This window comes from Kitasatospora kazusensis (genome assembly GCF_039529945.1).
Classification (GTDB): Bacteria; Actinomycetota; Actinomycetes; order Streptomycetales; family Streptomycetaceae; genus Kitasatospora; species Kitasatospora kazusensis.
In genome coordinates, this window is the sequence record NZ_BAAANT010000017.1 from 61,966 (window position 1) to 76,713 (window position 14,748).

The 14,748-nt window shown below is 71.6% G+C and carries 11 protein-coding genes and 1 pseudogene; 5 read left to right on the forward strand and 7 right to left on the reverse strand.

Annotation, left to right across the window (positions count from 1 at the left end; genetic code table 11):
- Positions 1-28 precede the first annotated feature (28 nt).
- From ABD330_RS16675 to ABD330_RS16685, 3 genes are read right to left on the reverse strand one after another with little or no spacing between them, the layout of a single operon-like run.
- Complete coding sequence (locus ABD330_RS16675; RefSeq protein ID WP_344465668.1) at positions 29-1,162, reverse strand: alpha/beta hydrolase; 1,134 nt, start codon at positions 1,160-1,162, stop codon at positions 29-31.
- Entirely contained in the window at positions 1,150-1,560 is a 411-nt protein-coding gene (locus tag ABD330_RS16680; protein WP_344465670.1) for a hypothetical protein, read from the reverse strand. Before ABD330_RS16680 ends, ABD330_RS16675 begins: the two co-directional genes overlap by 13 nt.
- A 29-nt stretch (positions 1,561-1,589) precedes the next feature.
- Positions 1,590-3,620, reverse strand: a complete 2,031-nt coding sequence (locus ABD330_RS16685; protein ID WP_344465672.1) for a CocE/NonD family hydrolase — start codon at positions 3,618-3,620, stop codon at positions 1,590-1,592.
- Between the two features lie 240 nt (positions 3,621-3,860).
- Between ABD330_RS16685 and nicT the strand changes: the two genes are divergently transcribed.
- Complete coding sequence (nicT, locus tag ABD330_RS16690) at positions 3,861-4,982, forward strand: Nickel transporter NicT (RefSeq protein ID WP_344465674.1); 1,122 nt, start codon at positions 3,861-3,863, stop codon at positions 4,980-4,982.
- A 66-nt stretch (positions 4,983-5,048) separates the two neighbouring features.
- Here the strand turns inward: nicT and ABD330_RS32490 are convergent, their stop codons facing one another.
- Complete coding sequence (locus ABD330_RS32490) at positions 5,049-5,483, reverse strand: NPCBM/NEW2 domain-containing protein (protein WP_425555557.1); 435 nt, start codon at positions 5,481-5,483, stop codon at positions 5,049-5,051.
- A gap of 21 nt (positions 5,484-5,504) precedes the next feature.
- Positions 5,505-7,118, reverse strand: a pseudogene (locus tag ABD330_RS16695) (NPCBM/NEW2 domain-containing protein); the annotation flags it as partial.
- Positions 7,119-7,706: 588 nt separating this feature from the next.
- Between ABD330_RS16695 and ABD330_RS16700 the strand changes: the two are divergent.
- Positions 7,707-9,611: an endonuclease/exonuclease/phosphatase family protein gene (locus ABD330_RS16700; protein ID WP_344465678.1), complete on the forward strand. Its 1,905-nt coding sequence runs from the start codon at positions 7,707-7,709 to the stop codon at positions 9,609-9,611.
- Positions 9,612-9,752: 141 nt separating this feature from the next.
- On the opposite strand, the gene ABD330_RS16705 is transcribed toward ABD330_RS16700, so the two are convergent.
- Positions 9,753-10,709 carry an SGNH/GDSL hydrolase family protein gene (locus tag ABD330_RS16705; RefSeq protein ID WP_344465680.1) on the reverse strand — a complete coding sequence of 319 codons (957 nt, stop codon included), beginning with the start codon at positions 10,707-10,709 and terminating at the stop codon, positions 9,753-9,755.
- A 281-nt stretch (positions 10,710-10,990) separates the two neighbouring features.
- On the opposite strand from ABD330_RS16705, the gene ABD330_RS16710 reads away from it, so the two are divergent.
- Positions 10,991-12,661, forward strand: coding sequence for an FAD-binding dehydrogenase (locus ABD330_RS16710; protein ID WP_344465682.1), 1,671 nt, complete (start codon positions 10,991-10,993; stop codon positions 12,659-12,661).
- Between the two features lie 110 nt (positions 12,662-12,771).
- On the opposite strand, the gene ABD330_RS16715 is transcribed toward ABD330_RS16710, so the two are convergent.
- The gene (locus ABD330_RS16715) at positions 12,772-13,206 is read right to left on the reverse strand and encodes a CBS domain-containing protein (RefSeq protein ID WP_344465684.1); all 435 of its coding nucleotides are present in this window, start codon (positions 13,204-13,206) and stop codon (positions 12,772-12,774) included.
- A gap of 276 nt (positions 13,207-13,482) precedes the next feature.
- Here ABD330_RS16715 and ABD330_RS16720 point away from each other — a divergent pair, with 276 nt between their 5' ends.
- Both ABD330_RS16720 and ABD330_RS16725 read left to right on the forward strand, forming a co-directional pair.
- Positions 13,483-13,887 (forward strand): (2Fe-2S) ferredoxin domain-containing protein, encoded by a 405-nt coding sequence (locus ABD330_RS16720; protein ID WP_344465686.1) that lies wholly within the window; start codon positions 13,483-13,485, stop codon positions 13,885-13,887.
- A 75-nt stretch (positions 13,888-13,962) separates the two neighbouring features.
- Entirely contained in the window at positions 13,963-14,739 is a 777-nt protein-coding gene (locus ABD330_RS16725; protein ID WP_344465688.1) for an aminotransferase class IV family protein, read from the forward strand.
- The last annotated feature ends 9 nt before the right edge of the window (positions 14,740-14,748 follow it).

A 14,748-nucleotide genomic window follows, 5' to 3' on the forward strand; every position in this document is an offset into this window, starting at 1 on the left:
GATGTCCCCGCTCCGGTGTTCCGGCAGGTCAGGCGGTGTGCACCTGCTGCGGCGGAGTCAGCCGCTGCCCGAGCCAGGCCAGCGCCGGCGGGATCTCCCTGGTCCAGGTGTGGAAGTTGTGGCCGCCGCTGTCCAGGGTGATGGTCGACAGCTTGGTCGGCGCCTTGAACGCGGCGATCATCTTCTGCGTCGCGGCGTAGTCGTCCTCGTTCGGGCTGGTCGCCAGCAGCAGCGAGACCGGCGGGGCCGGGGTGTTCTGCATCCGCCAGAGCAGGTCGTTCTCCTGCTTGAGCTGCGCGCTGCCCGAGAACAGGTCGCCGGTGGTCGGGTCGATCGGCGCGGTGTAGTAGCCGGAGAGCGAGACGGCCGCGCTGTACGCGCCGGGCTTGCGCAGCGCGAACTTCAGCGCGCAGTACCCGCCGGTCGAGTTGCCGATCACCGCGCGGGCCTGCGGGGTGTCGGTGATCCGGTACTCGCCGGACATCGCCTTCGGCAGGTCCTGGGTGAAGAAGGTCTCCACCTGCGGGCCGTTCGGGACGTCCATGCACTCGGTGTCCCGGTTGCCGTCACCGGCGACGGTGGTCCGCATCATCACCAGCACGGTCGGCGGCAGCTGCCCGGCGTCGATCGCCTTGAGGGTGGAGGCCGGGTACGCCATCAGCGAGATCAGCTTCTCGGCCGAGCCGGGGTAGCCGGCCAGCACCAGCGCCATCGGGAACTGCTGCCGGGCGAAGCCGGGCTGGAAGTACTGCGGCGGCAGGTAGACGTACGCGGTGCTGCTCAGCCCCGAGCTGGCGCCTTTGATCGAGACGGCCTGGATCACCCCGGAGCGGTCCTTCGCCGACCCCTGCGAGGAGTACATCTTCTGCTCGCCGGTCACCGAGATCGCCTTGCCGGGCTGGTGGTCCACCACGACCCCGGGCTTGCCGTCGAGGCCGAGCAGGTCGCTCCAGGTGGTGTAGAACCCGAAGTACGAGTTCGCCACCAGCCCCATCGCGACCAGCACGGCGACCTGGGTCAGCAGGAACGCGCCGATCCTCCCCGCCCACGCCCGCCAGCCGCGCCCGGCGAGCTTGGGCCAGAGCCACATGGTGGCGGCGAAGACGGCCACCGCCAGCACGGCGGCGATGATCTGGAGCGGGAGTCCGGTCAGGCTGGGCATTGGCCGATCGTAGTGGACGTTTCCGGCCGGCCCGAGCCGAGGTCCCTCGCCCGCAGGACCTCGCCGGTGTCGTCGTCCACCACCTCCCAGCCGAGCCGTTCGGCGATCCGCTCCGCCAGGGACCGTTCGGCCGCGAAGCTGCTCCGGGACGAGGAGCAGATCAGCTCGACCAGGTTGATCTCCGCCGGCAGCCGGTCCGGATAGGCGGCGTAGCCGCCGGACGGCGCGCAGGAGGCGATCACCAGCTCGACCGAGCCGAGCGGCCCGGTGGCCGCCGTGTAGCCGGACAGGTCGGTCCGGCGGAGCTCGGGCAGCGAGTCCAGGTACGCGGTCAGGGCGGAGGCGGGGACGCTCTCGCCGTAGCGGGCGTCCGAGCGGATCACGAGGTACCAGGTCATGCCGCCATCCTCGGGGACGGCGGCTCCGGTCAGGAGGCGGTTCGCGGGATCCGCCGCTCCCAGTCGCGCCGGAAGACGACGTCGCCGCCCTCCAGGGCGGTGAGGTGGTCGCGGGTGGTGAAGTGGGTGGCGTCGCAGCTGATCTCGGAGCGGGTGCGGACGGTGACGTCCCAGCCGATCCCGGGGCGTTCGAGCCGGACCGTCCGGTCGGTGCGGGCGCCGGCGCTGAGCGGGTCGTCGGAGCGGATCCGGTACGCCTCGACGGCCTGCTCGTCGTGGACCAGCCCGTCCGGGTAGGTGCGGGGTCCGTCCCGGTGGGGGGTGGTCTCCAGGCGCCATTCGCCGGCGGCGACGTCGTGCACGACCAGGCGTTCGGGGTGCGAGGTGAGCGGCTCGACGACCTGGACGTCGAGGCCGGGGTCCTGCTCGGCGGGCCCGAAGGCGATCGGCGGGTTCCCGGCGTCGGCGGCCAGGTGCCGGACGGGGAGGGTGAGCACGCTGTGGCCCGGGTCGAGTTCGAAGCCGCCGGTGCCGGGCTGCGGCCAGATCCACGGCCAGTACGCGCTGGAGAGCGCGAGCCGGAGCCGGTGCCCGGCCGGGAAGGCGTGCGCGATGCCGGCCAGGTCGAGGCCGACGTCCTCGACGGCGCCGGGGGACCACTCCACGTGCCGGTCCGGGCCCTGCCGGGCGGAGAGGTTGAGCGCGCCGCGGGTGACCAGGGTCGACGAGCCGTCGGGCGCCACGTCGCAGAGCCGCGCGACCACCTGCCCGCGCCGCTCGTCGCAGCGCACCCGCAGCCGGATCCCGGCCCGTCCGAGGATCTCGACCCGCTCGGGCAGCGGGGCGGAGTCGAAGCAGACCGACCGCCCGTCCTCCTCCCGCTGGTCCGGCGGCAGGTCGCAGTCGCGGCCGGACGGGCGGGGCCGCCCGGCGTCCACCCCGGTGTGCTGCGGCGAGCGGACCCGGACGAAGCGGTCGCCGGAGGGCGTCCCGGCGCCGCGCAGCGCGCCGTCCAGCCCGTAGCGGACGTCCCGGACGTCCGGCGAGGGCCAGCTCTCGTCGCCGACCCAGCGCCCGGGGCGGTTGGCGTAGACCGTCGCGGGCGGGACGGACTCGTTCATCCAGGTCCGCAGGGCGGGTTCGGCCATCACCCCGGTGTCGGCGTCTCTCAGCCAGTGGTCCCACCAGCGCAGCGTCTCCTGGAGGAAGCCGATCGCCGGGCCCGGCGGCAGGCCGCCGTCCGGGTACTGGTGCGACCACGGGCCGATCAGCCCCCGGACGGGCGCGTCCAGCTGCCGGACCAGGCGCAGCACGGTGTCCCGGTACGGGTCGGCCCAGCCGCCGACGGCCAGCACGGCGGCCCGGACGGTGCCGTAGTCCTCGCGGACGCCGGCGCGCCGCCAGTGGTCGTCCCTGGTCTGGTGGGCGAGCCGGCGGTGGACGGGCGGTTCGACGGCCGCCAGCCGCTCCAGCCACATCCGCCGCCAGTCGTCCCCGACGTACCTCGGGTCCGGCGGTTCGGCGGCGCGGGCCAGCAGGGCGGCGGACCGGGAGTGCGTGCCGGCGGCCAGCAGCGAGCCGCCGCAGTAGTGCGGGCCGTTGTCGTAGGGGTCGTCGGTCGAGCAGACCGTGACGACGGCCCGCAGCGCGTCGGGTGCGAGCGCGGCGATCCGCAGGCTGTCGCAGCCGCCCCGGTCGATGCCGAACATCCCGACCCGCCCGCTGCACCAGGGCTGCCGGGCCAGCCACTCGACCACCGCGACGCCGTCGGCGGGCTCCTGCGCGTCGTACTCGTCCCCGGGCAGCCCGCCCGAGTTCCCGTACCCCCGGACGTCGACCCGGACGGAGGCGTACCCGTGCCCGGCGTACCAGGGGTGGCGCTGGGCGTCGCGCTGCGCCGTCCGGTCGGTGAGGCGGTGCGGGAGGTACTCCAGCAGCGCGGGCACCGGCTCCTCGGTGACGGGCCGCCAGATCCTGGCGTACAGCTCGGTGCCCCCGGGCAGCGGGATGTGCAGGTCCTCGCGGGTGGTGGGGTGGGGGTACGCGGCGGGGTGCTGCATGCGGCTGCTCCCAGGCGGGTCGGCGGGACGGGGCGCGCGGTCCGGCGCGGTGGTGGTCACCGAAATCCGACAATAGTGGACGGTCCAGCTGATTTCCTGACCAATCGTGACCTTGGTGGCCGTCAGGGCGGGCGCGCGGGCTCATGGCGGGGGCTCGCAGTTGCATACAAGTTGCAACTGCTACGAGCTCCGAGGAAAGATGGCCCAGCTCAGCCGCCACATTCTGCGAGAGGAACCGCTATGCCAGTGCCAGGCCGCCTGCGTGACAGGCTCACCCGGGACGAGTGGCTCCGCCTCGCCGGGATGGGCGGCTTCATCCTCGCGCTGCACGTGATCGGCTGGTTCACCCTGCTGGCGGTCATCGCGCCCAAGCACTACGACATGGGCGGCCAGGTGTTCGGCGCCGGCATGGGCCTGACCGCCTACACCCTCGGCATGCGGCACGCCTTCGACGCCGACCACATCGCGGCCATCGACAACACCACCCGCAAGCTGATGGGCCAGGGCAAGCGCCCGCTCTCGGTCGGCTTCTGGTTCTCGCTCGGCCACTCGTCCGTCGTCTTCGGACTCTGCGCGCTGCTCGCCTTCGGCATCCAGTCGCTGGCGGGCCAGGTCGAGACCGACGGCTCCTCGCTGCACCGGACCACCGGCCTGATCGGCACCACCGTCTCCGGCACCTTCCTGGTGCTGATCGGCCTGATCAACCTGGGCGCCTTCAACGGCATCCTCAAGGTCTTCCGCAGGATGCGGCTCGGCGAGTTCGACGAGGCCGAGCTGGAGAAGCAGCTCGACAAGCGCGGCTTCATGAACCGGATCCTGGGCCGCGTCACCAAGGCCGTCACCAAGTCCTGGCACATGTACCCCGTCGGCCTGCTCTTCGGCCTGGGCTTCGACACCGCGACGGAGGTCTCGCTGCTGGTGCTCGCGGGCGGCGCGGCGGCCTTCTCGCTGCCCTGGTACGCGCTGCTGGTGCTGCCGGTGCTGTTCGCGGCCGGGATGAGCCTGCTGGACACCATCGACGGCTCGTTCATGAACTTCGCGTACGAGTGGGCCTTCTCCAAGCCCGTCCGCAAGATCTACTACAACCTCACCGTCACCGGGCTCTCGGTGCTGGTCGCGCTGGTGATCGGCATGATCGAGCTGGTCGGGCTGCTCGGCCAGCGGATGGACATCACCACCGGCCCGATCGGCTGGATCGCCTCGCTCGACCTCAACCTGGTCGGCTACGCCATCGTCGGCCTGTTCGTGCTGACCTGGGCCGGCGCGCTGGCGTTCTGGAAGTTCGGCAAGGTCGAGCAGAAGTGGTCGGCGAGTGTGCCCGAGGCGGGTGCGCGCGAGCCGCTCGCGGTGGAGAACGACTGAGGCCGGCCGGCGTACGAGGACCGGCGGGACCGCTGTCGCGGCCCCGCCGGTCCGTCGTGGCGCGGGTCAGACGCAGGTCAGCTGCGGCGCGGCCCAGTCCGCGTGGTCGGAGGTGTTGCCGTCGCCCCCGTCCGTGACCACCAGGCGCAGCTCGTTGCCGCCGGTCAGGTCCGCCGTCAGGTGCTTGGCGTTGTCGTTGAAGGTCAGCAGGCCGCTGTCGGCGACCAGGGTGGCGTCCCGGTAGATCTGGAAGACCACCGAGCCCTTGGTGGCCGACTCGTCGTCCACCCCCACGTCGGTGCTCACCTTGGTGCAGTCGCCGCCGAGGTAGTAGTCGACCTCGCTGTAGGCGTTGGTGCCCAGGCCCTTGGCGTAGACCACGCCGTTGACGGTGATCGGCCCGCCGTCGCCGGCGCCGCGCTCGCCGTTGCTCATGTCGCGCTCGACCGGGCCCCAGCCGTTGACCGCCGAGGTCCAGGTCAGGTCGCTGACCGCGTGCACACCGGCCGCCGGGCCGTCGCCGCAGGCGATCCTCGGGCCGGCCCAGTCCGCGTGGTCGTAGGTGTTGCCGTCCCCGCCGTCGGTCACCACCAGCCGCAGCTTCGTGCCGCCGGTCAGGTCGGCGGTCAGGTGCTTGACGGCGTCCTTGCCGGTGACCAGGCCGGAGTCGGCGACCAAGGCGGAGTCCCGGTAGACCCGGAAGTCGACCGAGCCGTGCCCGTAGGCCTCGTCGTCGACGCCGACGTCCACGGTGAGGTTCTTGCAGCGGCCGCCCAGGTAGTAGGAGACGTCGCTGGAGGCGTGCACCCCGAGGCCCTTGTCGTAGCTGGTGCCCCGGATCGCCATCGTCCGGCCGTCACCCGCCTTGATGTCGCCGTTGCTCTCGTCCCGCTCGACCGGGCCCCAGCCGTTCAGCGCCGAGGTCCACGCGAGGTCGCTGAGCGCGCTCATCCCGGTCGGCGGCGGCACCGGGCTGCCGGGGGTGACCCGGAGCATGACCGTCCCGTGGGCCGGGACAAAGGCGCTGATCGCGCCGGTGGTCGAGCCGGTCTGCTTGGACCACAGGTCCTTGAGGCCGTACGAGCTCGCGCCGCCGATGCCGAGGGTCTGCACGGTGGTGGAGACCGTGGCCGCGGAGGAGTTCTCGTTGGTGAGTGTGACGGCGCGGCCGCCGTCCGCCAGCGGCTTGGACATCACGACCTGGCCGCCCGAGGAGGAGACGACGGTGCCCTGGCGGCCCAGGGTGTCCTGGTCGACGGCGATGACGTCGGTGTTCGTCAGGATGTCGAGTGTGGCCTGCGAGGCGGTCCGCAGGTCGCTGCCGATCAGCAGCGGCGCGGCCATCTCGGACCAGAGGCTGAAGTGCGTCCGGTACTCCGCGTCGGTCATGCCGCCGTTGCCGACCTCCAGCATGTCCGGGTCGTTCCAGGCGCCGGTCCGGGCGTAGGGGGCCAACTGCTGGTTCTGGTGCGCGATGCTGATCATGCTCGACCAGTTGTCGCTGATGTCGCCGGTGGTGCGCCAGGAGTTGCCGACCGGCTGCGCCCACGTCCAGGGCTCGGTGCTGCCCCACTCGCAGATGCTGAAGAGGATCGGACGGCCGGTGGCGTTCAGCGCGTCGCGCATCGTCTTGTAGCGGGTCTGGGCGTCCAGGCCCTCGTTGTTGCAGTTGTCGTACTTGAGGTAGTCCACGCCCCAGGAGGCCCACAGGTTGGCGTCCTGCTGCTCGTGGCCGAGGCCGCCGGGGAAGCCCTGGACGTCGCAGGTCGCCGAACCGGCGCTCGAATAGAGCCCGAACTTCAGGCCCTTGCTGTGCACGTAGTCCGCGACGGCCTTGATGCCGTGCGGGAAGCGCACCGGATCCGGGACGAGGTTGCCGGCGGCGTCACGATGGGGCAGGGCCCAGCAGTCGTCGATGTTGACGTACTGGTAACCGGCCGCCTTGAGGCCCTTGCTGACGAAGATGTCGGCGATGCCCTCGACCATCGTCTCGTTGAAGTCCGCCCGGCAGTGGGTCGAGTTCCAGTTGTTGAAGCCCATCTGCGGGGTCAGGTCGAGCCCGTTGTCCAGGGCCATCGCGGGTGGGGCGGCGGCGAGTTGGACGGCGACGGTGGTCAGGGCCCCGCCGCCGGCCATCAGGGCGAGCGAGGTGAGCGCCGCAGCCGAGCGGCTGCGCCAGGACGTCCGGCGGGACGCCCGGGCGGACGCCGTGGGGGACGGTGGCAGGGAGGGGGAGGGGGATGGCACCGGGCGGCTCCTGCGGTGTGAGGGTGAGCGTCGGCAACGAAAGGCATCAAAGCTCGACGAGTTCCAACGAAGACCGACTCGTTCCAACGGAATGCAACATATAACACCGGCCTTTCAGGTCCGCGTCAAGAGTCAGGACGGGATCCCGATGGGATCGGAGTACGCCATATGTGGCTCTGTGGCAGGGATCTGACGATAAATCGGACAGATCCGAGCGATCCTCAGGTGGATGTTTGAAAATGTTCAAACGTGGCACCGGCTGGTCGTGAGAGTGAGCCGTCGGGCGCGCCGGGCGGTGGGCGCGGCGACCGGCGGGGCGCCAAGAGTTAACGTCCGATCCCTTGTCGCGTCATTTTCTACGCGCGTATCTTGAGCCCTTCGAGTGAAGCCCGACCCCTGCGCTACGCGGGTAGTGCCGGGTTTCGCCGTGCGCACCGCCGTTCTGACCTCCCCTCAGCGTCAAGGAGCCATGTCCCGGTGACCAAGTCCACCGCTCCCCGCCCCCGCTCGCGCCGGTCACTGCTGCGCGCGACGTTCCTCCCCGCCGGCGTCGCGGCCTCGCTCGTCCTCGTCCCGCTGCCCGGGGCCTTCGCGGCGCCGTCCGCCGACGCGGTGGTCTCCGAGGTCTACGGCGGTGGCGGCAACTCCGGCCCGACCGAGCCCGGCAGCGTCCGGATCCACGACATCCAGGGCAACACCCGGACCTCCCCCGAGGCCGGCAAGACCATAGCCGGTGTCCCCGGCATCGTCACCGGGGTGCGCACCTCCGGCTCCAAGGGCTTCTGGATGCAGGACCCGCACCCGGACGCCGACCCCGCCACCAGCGAGGGCATCTTCGTCTTCACCGGCAGCGCCGTCCCGGCCGTCAAGGCCGGCGACTCGGTGCTGGTGACGGCGAAGGTCAGCGAGTACTACCCGGCCTACGCCTCCGGCGGACAGTCCGTCACCGAGCTGACCGGCCCGGCGGTCACGGTGCTCTCCTCCGGCAACGCCGTCCCGGCGCCGGTGGTGCTGGACGACGCCAGCATTCCGGCCGCGTACGCCCCCGACGCGGCCGGCGGCAGCATCGAGGGCCTGACGCTGAAGCCGGACGCCTACGCGCTCGACCTGTTCGAGTCGCTGGAGGGTATGAACGTCCAGGTCAAGAACGTCCGCGTGGTGCAGGCCACCGACAAGTACAACGAGCTCTGGGTCGAGGCGCGCAGGAGTGACACCAAGAGCACCCGGGGCGGCGCGCTCTACCTCGGGTACGACGCCCCCAACTCCGGCCGGCTGATGGTCCAGTCGCTCGCACCGGCGAACCAGCCGTTCCCGTCTGCCAACGTGGGCGACCAGCTGCTCGGCACCACCACCGGCCCGCTGGACTACAACCAGTTCGGCGGCTACACCCTGGTCGCGAACTCGCTCGGCACCCTCAAGGACAACGGGCTGCAGCGCGAGGTCACCGCGCCCGCCCCGGACGGCACGGCCACCATCGCCACGTACAACGTGGAGAACCTGTCGCCGGCCGACCCGGCCGACAAGTTCGGCCGGCTCGCCCAGGGTGTCGTCACCAACCTGCGCGCGCCCGACGTGGTGGCCCTGGAGGAGATCCAGGACGACAACGGCCCGGTCAACGACGGAACGGTGGACGCGACCGTCACGATCACCAAGTTCATCGACGCGATCAAGGCGGCCGGCGGCCCGGCGTACGAGTGGCGCTCCATCAACCCGGTGGACGGCCAGGACGGCGGGCAGCCCGGCGGCAACATCCGCCAGGTCTTCCTGTTCAACCCGCAGCGGATCTCCTTCACCGACATCCCCGGCGGCGACTCGACCACCGCCGTGGACGTCACCGGCACCGGCGCGGACACCGCGCTGACCGCCTCACCCGGCCGGATTGACCCGGCCAACCCGGCCTGGGCGAGCAGCCGCAAGCCGCTGGTCGGGCAGTTCAGCTTCCGGGGTAAGAAGATCTTCCTGATCGCCAACCACCTGGTCGCCAAGCTCGGTGACCAGGGGGTCGACAGCCGCTTCCAGGCGCCGGCCCGCAGCTCCGAGGTGCAGCGCGTCCAGCAGGCCGCCGTCGAGCAGGCCTTCGTGGCCAAGCTGGAGGCCGCCGACCCGGACGCGAAGATCGTCTCGCTCGGCGACTACAACGACTTCCAGTTCTCGCCGGCACTCACCACCCTCACCGGTGGCGGTGTGCTCCGGGACCTGGTCAACTCGCTGTACCCGAGCCAGCGTTACACCTACGTCTACCAGGGGAACTCGCAGGTGCTCGACCACACGCTGGTCAGCCCGGCGCTGACCAACGTGCAGTACGACGTGGTGCACATCAACAGTGAGTTCGCGGTGCAGGCGAGCGACCACGACCCGCAGATCGTGCGGATCCGCCCGTAGGGCTCGGCCCACGAACGCTGAAGGGGCGCGAGGGGCTGCGGCGGGGTCGGAAGGCGTGGGGTTCGCCGCTTCCGGATTCGCGCAGCTCCTCGCGCCCCTTCGGGTGCTTGGTGCTCGGTGTTCGGTGTTCGGTGTCTCGGGTCAGTGGCCGAGGGCGGCGAGGACCGCGTCGGCCATGGCCCGCTCGCCGGTGGCGTTCGGGTGGAACGGGACGGCGGGCGAGCCCGGGAGGGCGCCCTCGATCCAGCGGTCGTCCGAGCAGACGTCGTGCCCGGTGGTGGCGGCGGTGGTGTCCACGAAGGTCGCGCCGTTGGCGGCGGAGGTGTCGGCGAGCATCGAGTTGACCTTGCCGAGGATGCCGTGCAGGTAGGAGACGTCCCCGACCGTGATCGGCTGCCGGCCGGCGCAGCTCGACGCGTCCGCGGGCAGCACCTCGGGGTAGCCCACGACCACGACCCGGGCGTTCGGGGCCTTGGCGTGGATCTGTTGCAGCGTGTCGGCGAGTTGCGGGGCGGCCGCGTCGATCCGGTCGACCAGGGTGTCGTCGCCGTACTCCCAGGCCCAGTCGCTCCAGTTGAAGTACTTGTGCCCGTAGTAGTTGTGGCACGGCGTGCCGAACGGGTCGATCACGGCGCCCGAGACGCAGGCGGCGATCACGTCGGCGATGCCGAGGTCCGAGGTGCCCAGGTCGTTGCCGCCGATCCCCAGGGTGATCAGGGTGGTGGACGGGCCGACGGCGTTCAGCTGCGGGTCGTTGACCCGGATGAAGGCGTCGTACTGGGCCGAGGTGATCGACTTGATCTTGGCGGCCGCGCAGGTGACGTCCGTGTAGCTGCTGCTGCCCAGTGCGGCGGCCACCAGGTGGCCGTAGTTGTGGTCCGAACGGAGGCAGAGTCCGGCGGACTGGCCCGGAACACCGGCGCCGGCGGCATAGGAATCGCCGAGTGCGACATAGTTGCCGGCGTCGACGGCGTGCGCGGAGGCGTGCGTGGCGGAAGTGCTGGCCTGGGCGGCCGGGGTCGACAGCGCGGTGAGCGCAGCGGCCAGGACGACACCGCTGACCAGCGTGGACGTGCGCTTCAGGGCAGGACTGAGCACGGTTCCTCCTGGGGGAGAGAAACGAAAAGGACGGGTGGGGGGAGAGCCGGGCCAAGGCCCTACTCATTGGTAAGTTACCGTCAGGTTAACTAGCTGTCCAGACAATGCCGGTGGATTTCCGAATATCCGTCAGATCGCATTCGGAATTACGCTCCACGGTGGAGCGCTGGTAATTCGGATACGGGGTGGAGCGTAATTCGGGTCCCGGCTTGTTACCGACCGGTTGACCGCAGGCCCCGCAGGCCACAGAATCCACTCACCGCCGATCCCCAGGAGCGCTCGTGGCACTCGACGCCGACGTCATCGTCATCGGAGCCGGACTCGCGGGCCTGGTGGCCACCGCCGAACTCGCCGACGCCGGGCGCAAGGTGATCCTGCTGGACCAGGAACCCGCCGCCTCGCTGGGCGGCCAGGCGCACTGGTCCTTCGGCGGCCTCTTCCTGGTCGACTCGCCCGAGCAGCGCCGGATGCGGATCCGCGACTCGCACGAACTCGCCTGGCAGGACTGGCTCGGCACGGCAGGCTTCGACCGCGCGGAGGACAACTGGCCGCGCCAGTGGGCCGAGGCGTACGTCGCGTTCGCCGCCGGGGAGAAGCGCGCCTGGCTGCGCGCCCAGGGCGTGCGGTTCTTCCCGGTGGTGGGCTGGGCCGAACGCGGCGGGCTGCTGGCCACCGGCCCCGGCAACTCGGTGCCGCGCTTCCACATCACCTGGGGCACCGGCCCCGGCCTCGTCGAGCCGTTCGCCCGGCGGGTGCTGGCGGCGGCCGCCCGCGGGCAGGTCGAGCTGCGCTTCCGGCACCGCGTCACCGGCCTCGCCGCGACCGCCGGGGTGACGGACACCGTCAGCGGCGAGGTGCTGGTACCCAGCCGGGCCGAGCGGGGCGTGTCGAGCTCACGCGAGGTCGCGGGCGCCTTCGAGCTGCGGGCCCAGGCGGTGATCGTCACCTCCGGCGGCATCGGCGGCAACCACGAGCTGGTCCGCAAGGCCTGGCCGGCCCGGCTCGGCACCCCGCCCGAGCGGATGCTCTCCGGTGTCCCCGCGCACGTGGACGGTCTGATGCTGGACATCACGGCCGCCGCCGGCGGCAACCTGGTCAACGGCGACCGGATGTGGCACTACACCGAGGGCATCGAGAACTGGAACCCGATCTGGCCGATGCACGGCATCCGGATCCTGCCCGGCCCGTCCTCGCTCTGGCTGGACGCGCGCGGGCGGCGGCTGCCCGTCCCGCTCTTCCCCGGCTTCGACACGCTGGGCACGCTGGAGCACATCATGACCACGGGTTACGACTACACCTGGTTCGTCCTCACCCAGAAGATCATCGAGAAGGAGTTCGCGCTCTCCGGCTCCGAACAGAACCCCGACCTGACGGGGAAGAGCATCCGCGACGTGCTCGGCCGGGCGCTGCCCGGCGCCACCGGGCCGGTCGAGGCGTTCAAGAAGCACGGCGCGGACTTCGTGGTCGCCGACGACCTGACCGCGCTGGTGCGGGGGATGAACGCGCTGGCCGACACGGCGCGGGCCCCCGAAACGCTGATCGACGAGGCCGCGCTGCGCCGCGAGATCGAGGCCCGCGACCGCGAGATGGCCAACCCGTTCAGCAAGGACCTCCAGGTCACCGCCATCCACGGCGCCCGCCGCTACCTCGGCGACAAGCTGATCCGCACCGCGAGCCCGCACCGCCTGCTCGATCCCAAGGCGGGCCCGCTGATCGCCGTCCGGCTCAACATCCTGACCCGCAAGTCGCTCGGCGGCCTGGAGACCGACCTGTCCGCACGGGTGCTGCGGACGGACGGCTCGGTCCTGGACGGCGTGTACGCGGCGGGCGAGGCGGCCGGCTTCGGCGGCGGCGGGATGCACGGCTACCGCTCGCTGGAGGGGACGTTCCTCGGCGGCTGCCTGTTCTCCGGGCGGGCGGCGGGGCGGGCCGCGGCGCGGGCCACTGCGTAGTGCCTGGCCGGTATCCCACGAGGCGCGGGGAGCTGTGCGACCAAGGTTCTCCGTAGTGCCTGGCTGGTCGCGCAGTTCCCCGCGCCCCTGAGGGTGCACGGCGGGGGGCTTCAGTGGCTGACGTAGACGCTGTCCATGAAGTTCATGATCTGCTGGTCCGTCAGGTGATGGCCCTCGCGGTGGCCCTTGGCGAGGTCGGCCTCGCTGATCATGCCGACCAGGCGGTCGCCGTCGATCACCGGGATGCGGCGGATCTGGTGCTGTTCCATCTTCTTGAGGACGGTGTCCATGTCGTCCTCCGCGCGCACGCAGTGCAGATGGCCGCCGAGCTCCATCGCCTTCATCATCGACGGGTCCTTGCCCTCGGCGATACATCGGACGATGATGTCACGGTCGGTGATGATGCCCTTGAGCTTCTGGTCGCTGCCGCAGATGGGCAGCGCGCCGACGCCCATGTCGCGCATCATCTTCGCCGCGTCCATCAGGGTCTGGTCGGCTGCGATGCACTGGGCTCCGCTGTGCATGATGTCACGCGCTGTGATCACGGTGGATCCTCCTCGTTCGCTCCCGCCGGCCCGGCGCGCCGGTCGCGGCCGGGCAGGCGGGAAGCAGAGTGTGATGGTGCGGTCACCATAAGCAGCCTCCCGGTGGCCCCGCACGCCGAAGGGCCCCGCCGCGGTGGCGGCGCCGCCCGGTGGGGCAGAATCTCCGGCGTGCGGGGGAGTCGTACGGTCACGGAGCTCCGCCGCGCGTACCGGACCCAACGGCCGGCGGCCGGCGCGGTTGAGCGCGCGGCGGCGGGCCCTCTCGGAAGGAAGCCGATGGCCCGTCGTCCCCGCAAGGAGACCGCCGCTCCCACCGCGCCCGTCACCGTCACCGTCTGCCGGGGCTGTTGCTGCGGCGTCGCGGCGAAGCACCCGGACGTGGACCACCCCGGGCAGCTGGAGCGGCTCCGCGCGGGCGTCGGTACGGCGGGCCGGGTGCGTGCGGTCCCGTGCCTGGACGCCTGCGACCACTCCAACGTGGTGGTGGTCAGCCCGTCGGCCGAGGGCCGCAAGGCCGGCGGCCGGCCGGTGTGGCTGGGCTGGGTGCTGGCCGACGACATGCTCGACGAGATCGCCGACTGGGTGCAGGCCGGCGGTCCCGGTGTGGCCGAGCCGCCCGGCACGCTCGACCTCCAGCAGTTCGCGGTCTCGCGCCGGGTCGGCCAGGGCCTGCCGAACTGAGCCCGGACGGGCCGAGTTGACACCGTCCGGCCGACTGGATCGAGTGCCCGGACCCCGGCTGGAATGCTGGGGCGCATGGAGGAACTTAACGGCAGACCGGTGCGCTCCGAGGAGCTCCGGTCCCTCGCGCTGACCAACTACGGGCACTTCACCACGCTGCGCGTCGAGGGCGGCCGGGTCCGCGGACTGCGGCTGCACGTGGAGCGGTTGGTCCGCGACTGCCGGGTGGTCTTCGGGGCCGAGCTCGACCCCGGGCGGCTCCTGGGCTACCTGCGCCGGGCGGTGCCGGCCGACGGTGGCGCGGCGGTGATCCGGGCGACGGTCTTCGACCCGGCGCTCGACATCGGGCACATCGGGTGCAACGCCGTACCGGCGGTGCTGGTGACGGCCCGTCCGGCGGGCGGTCTCGAACTGCCGCCGATCCGGGTGCGCTCGGTCGAGTTCGTCCGCGACCTGCCGGAGGTGAAGAGCGTCGGCCTGTTCGGCGCGCTGCACGAGCGTCGGCTGGCGCAGCGGGACGGCTTCGACGACGTGCTGTTCGTCGACGGCCGGGCGGCGGTCTCCGAGGGTGCCACCTGGAACATCGGCTTCGTCCGCGGCGCCGAGGTGGTCTGGCCCGAGGCGAAGAGCCTGCCGGGCACCACCATGCAGCTGCTCCGGCAGTTCCGCCGGTGCGGGAAGGAGCGGGTGACCCTCGGTCAGCTGGACGAGTTCGACGCGGCCTTCGCGACCAACGCCGCGATCGGGGTCCGGCCGATATCCGCCGTGGACGGAGTCGAGTTCGCGGTGGACCACCCGATGGTCGCCGAGCTGGGCAAGGCCTTCACCGGCCTGCCGCGCGACCTGCTGTAGGGGCGGGCC

What these genes read in the sequence shown, in the direction of transcription:
- ABD330_RS16685 (WP_344465672.1), bottom strand. Translation starts at nt 3,620, where the DNA reads ATGCAGCACCCCGCCGCGTACCCCCACCCCACCACCCGCGAGGACCTG.
- nicT (WP_344465674.1), top strand. Translation starts at nt 3,861, where the DNA reads ATGCCAGTGCCAGGCCGCCTGCGTGACAGGCTCACCCGGGACGAGTGG.
- ABD330_RS16680 (WP_344465670.1), bottom strand. Translation starts at nt 1,560, where the DNA reads ATGACCTGGTACCTCGTGATCCGCTCGGACGCCCGCTACGGCGAGAGC.
- ABD330_RS16725 (WP_344465688.1), top strand. Translation starts at nt 13,963, where the DNA reads ATGGAGGAACTTAACGGCAGACCGGTGCGCTCCGAGGAGCTCCGGTCC.
- ABD330_RS16720 (WP_344465686.1), top strand. Translation starts at nt 13,483, where the DNA reads ATGGCCCGTCGTCCCCGCAAGGAGACCGCCGCTCCCACCGCGCCCGTC.
- ABD330_RS16675 (WP_344465668.1), bottom strand. Translation starts at nt 1,162, where the DNA reads ATGCCCAGCCTGACCGGACTCCCGCTCCAGATCATCGCCGCCGTGCTG.